At 59.4% G+C, this 3315-nt stretch carries 3 protein-coding genes and 1 pseudogene; all 4 read left to right on the top strand.

Annotated elements, in window-relative coordinates; translation table 11 throughout:
• The first annotated feature begins 63 nt into the window (after positions 1 to 63).
• Positions 64 to 408 (top strand): IS5 family transposase, encoded by a 345-nt coding sequence (locus ACTJKX_RS38030; protein WP_440727959.1) that lies wholly within the window; start codon positions 64 to 66, stop codon positions 406 to 408.
• A 69-nt stretch (positions 409 to 477) separates the two neighbouring features.
• A pseudogene (locus ACTJKX_RS38025) lies at positions 478 to 1179 on the top strand (IS110 family transposase); the annotation flags it as partial.
• Between the two features lie 283 nt (positions 1180 to 1462).
• Positions 1463 to 1804, top strand: a complete 342-nt coding sequence (locus ACTJKX_RS38020; RefSeq protein ID WP_440728486.1) for a hypothetical protein — start codon at positions 1463 to 1465, stop codon at positions 1802 to 1804.
• A gap of 173 nt (positions 1805 to 1977) precedes the next feature.
• Positions 1978 to 3315, top strand: a 1338-nt coding sequence (locus ACTJKX_RS38015; protein ID WP_440728485.1) for a Hint domain-containing protein, incomplete at its 3' end; no start/stop codon positions are given.

The raw sequence follows: 3315 nt of genomic DNA, 5'->3' as shown, positions 1-3315 counted from the left end.
TCGTGGACAAAGCTTGACTGGGTGAGTCCTGGTTGATTCAAGGCTGCTTTTTGGGAGGCAGGCTTGGGCGAGCGGATTGGGGTGTCGGATGAAGAATGGGTGCTGATCGGCCCTCTTCTTCCATCGGAGCGGGGGCGCGGTTGCCGACCAGCGGGTGACAACCGCCCCTTCTTCGAGGGCATGATGTGGATGGCGCGCACCGGTTCGCAGTGGCGTCACCTGCCGGACGAATATGGCAAGTGGAACAGCGTTTTCCGCCGCTATCGGCGTTGGGTCGAGACGGGGGTGTTCGACGCCATGCTCGAAACTCTGGCCGAAATGGCGGGTCGGGAGCGGTCCGCCGACATGATCGATAGCACCATCGTGCGGGCGCACCACTGCGCTGTCGGCATAAAAAAGATCCCATGATGAGAGTTGGATAGCGGCCTGAGGGAGATCAGAGTCGGTTTGCTACCAACCACTGTGGAAGGATTTGGCATGTCAGCAGAAGCCATCTCGCAGCCTGCCGCCATCCGAGTTGATCTTCGCGCAATTTTCGTCTCGCTGGAGCTGTCGAAATCGTCATGGCTGGTGACCTCGCTATCGCCAGGCTGCGAGAAGATGTCCCGGCACTCGGTACCGGGTGGTGATATGCCAGCACTTCTGGCGTGTCTGGATGCGCTGCGCGACAAGGCACAAGCCCGCGAAGGTCAACGCTATCCGGTGATCGCTATTCAGGAAGCAGGGCTCGATGGCTTCTGGATCCATCGAGCCTTGGCGTCGGAAGACTGGATCACCAGCCATGTGGTCGACGCCGCTTCGATTGCGGTGTCGCGCCGGCATCGGCGGGCGAAGACCGACAGGATCGACGGTGAGACGCTGGTCCGCACCCTGATGGCTTGGATGCGCGGTGAACCAAGGGTGTGCTCGATGGTCCGCGTGCCAGCGGTCGAGGAGGAGGATCGCCGCCGGATCGGAAGGGAACGCAAGGCGCTGGTCAAGGAACGAACGCTGCATACAAACCGCATCAAAGGCCTGCTCTTCAGCGTCGGCATTCGGGGCTACGAGCCGAACCGGCGAGATCGGCGTGAATGCCTGGAGGAACTGCGGACAGGCGATGGCAAGTCGTTACCCTTGCATCTCAAGGCGCAGCTCAATCGCGAGGCCCATGTCGAGCATGTCTTCGCCGAGCAGGAGGATCATATGGGCCTGTTCATCCGCACCATCGGCAAGATCAGGGCCGAGGCGAGGATCATCATGGCCAATATGGCCTACAACATGAAGCGATGGTGCTGGCTCGACAGGACAAGTGCGCCCGCATGACGGAAAAGGGAGGCAAAACCGCCAATAGGGCACCATCTACACCGAAATCCAGACCCAGACCCATTTCGCCAATGTCGGCCCTCAAAACCACTCCTATCGAGCTTAACATCCCTGATTGCTCAAGCTACCGGAGGTGCCATCTAAGTCCGAGGGGGCACTTTTGAAAAGCCCCATCACAGTACACCGTTCCCTTCCGCTGCACGAGCCAATATCGACGTCCGTTACCATCGATGCCCTGTTGCCGCGCGGCGCCGTGGCGACGGCACTCGCCAATCTTGCCAGCGCCGGGGTCGTCGGCATTCGCGAACGACCGCATGTCTTCGCCGAGGATCTCGAACAGATCATGCGCATGCCGCAGGGCGCGGTGCAGATCGCACCCCTGTTGCCGCCGGTCCAGGCCTTGGCGGAACGGCTGCGCAGGCTGCCCGAGACCGAGGTGCTGCTTGAGGCCGATCTCGACATCTACGGCCAAGTCAAGACAGCGGTCGCAGGCGGCGGCTGACAGGGTCGAAGAAATGCGGTTTGCGCATCGCCTGTCGACATGTTGGTAGTCGCGAGTTATGTTTAGATAAAACAAACTTGCTGCGCTATTTCAAAAGGTGTACATGATACCTAATCGGAAGTACGGGGGCCGTGGGGGACGGGCCGGAATTCCGACGGATGCAGGAGGAATGAATGCCTACAGATTACGGTCCAAATACCGGTGGGGTAACCTATACCGTCGGCGATCCCGCGCCGATAACGGGATTCAGAAATGTTGACATTTCGGGCGGTGCCCTTGACGGTACCGTCTTAAGTAATGTTCCCGGCGGGAATATTGCGCAAACCGACGGCACGACACTTACACTCCTTAACGCCATAGGCACAACCAACTATGTTGTGCCGCCGACAGTAAACGCGAATGTCGTTTTGGTGGCGAACCTTCTTGGAACCACGCAAGTTTATATTGGTGGTACTGCCACTATCTCGACCGCCGTCAGTGTTCTGGGCAATACCAATTTGAATATCACCGGTGGCTCAGCTACATTGGCAAATGGCCTAAATGTGAGTGCGCTGACGGGAACGAACATCGGTCTATCGGACGGTGGCAGCTTCAGCAACGGCAACAACCTCAGCAGCATTCTAGACGGCATGGGAATTTACTACGGCCCAGGCGGTGGCACTTTCACGGTTAATGGTGGTGGTACGCTGATCGATCTGTCCAGCACGACCATCCACCACTTTGCGACCAACAATGGATTGAATCATCTCGCGTTCGAGAACACCTCGGCCGCCCCCGCATCTTACTCGGTCACCGGCCCCGCTGGAGGGCCGCAAACCGTCACAGTCCGAGATGCCGGTGGGAATATCATTGCCACTGCGAATCTGGCCGACTCAAGCCTCACGGCTGGAACCTATACGCCTGGCGATCCGGGCCCGCTGACGGTCGGTTCCAGCGGCAACACTCTGACTATCACCGACCAGGCCGTTGTCTGCTTCCTCGCCGGCACGATGATCCGCACGACCGTTGGTGAAGTCGCGATCGAGAATATCCAGGTCGGCGACGACGTCTTCGTTTCCATCGACGGCAAGAATGAACTTCGTCCGGTCACCTGGATCGGCTCGGGCCATGTCCTGAGCAATCCTAATCGCCCGCTCGATTTCGGCGGCTATCCCGTCCGCATCCTCAAGAATGCGATCGCCGAAGGCGTGCCCTATCAGGACCTGCTGGTCACGGCCGAGCACAGCTTCTTCTTCGAAGGCAAGCTGGTGCCGATCCGCATGCTGGTCAATGGCCGGAGCATCTTCTATGACCGCTCCTTCCAGACCTACACCTATTACCATGTCGAGCTGGCCCAGCACGGCATCATCCATGCCAACGGCATGCTCTCCGAGAGCTATCTCGACACGGGCAACCGCAAGAACTTCGTTGCCCAGCACGGCGTGGTGCCGTTCCCCGGCAAGGCCAAGGACTGGTCAGTCGATGCCGCGGCGCCGCTCTGCGTCGAGCGCGCCTTCGTCGAGCCGATCTTC

This window comes from Labrys sp. 22185 (assembly GCF_052045555.1).
GTDB lineage: Bacteria > Pseudomonadota > Alphaproteobacteria > Rhizobiales > Labraceae > Labrys > Labrys neptuniae.
This window is presented reverse-complemented; position numbering and strand designations above follow the sequence as displayed.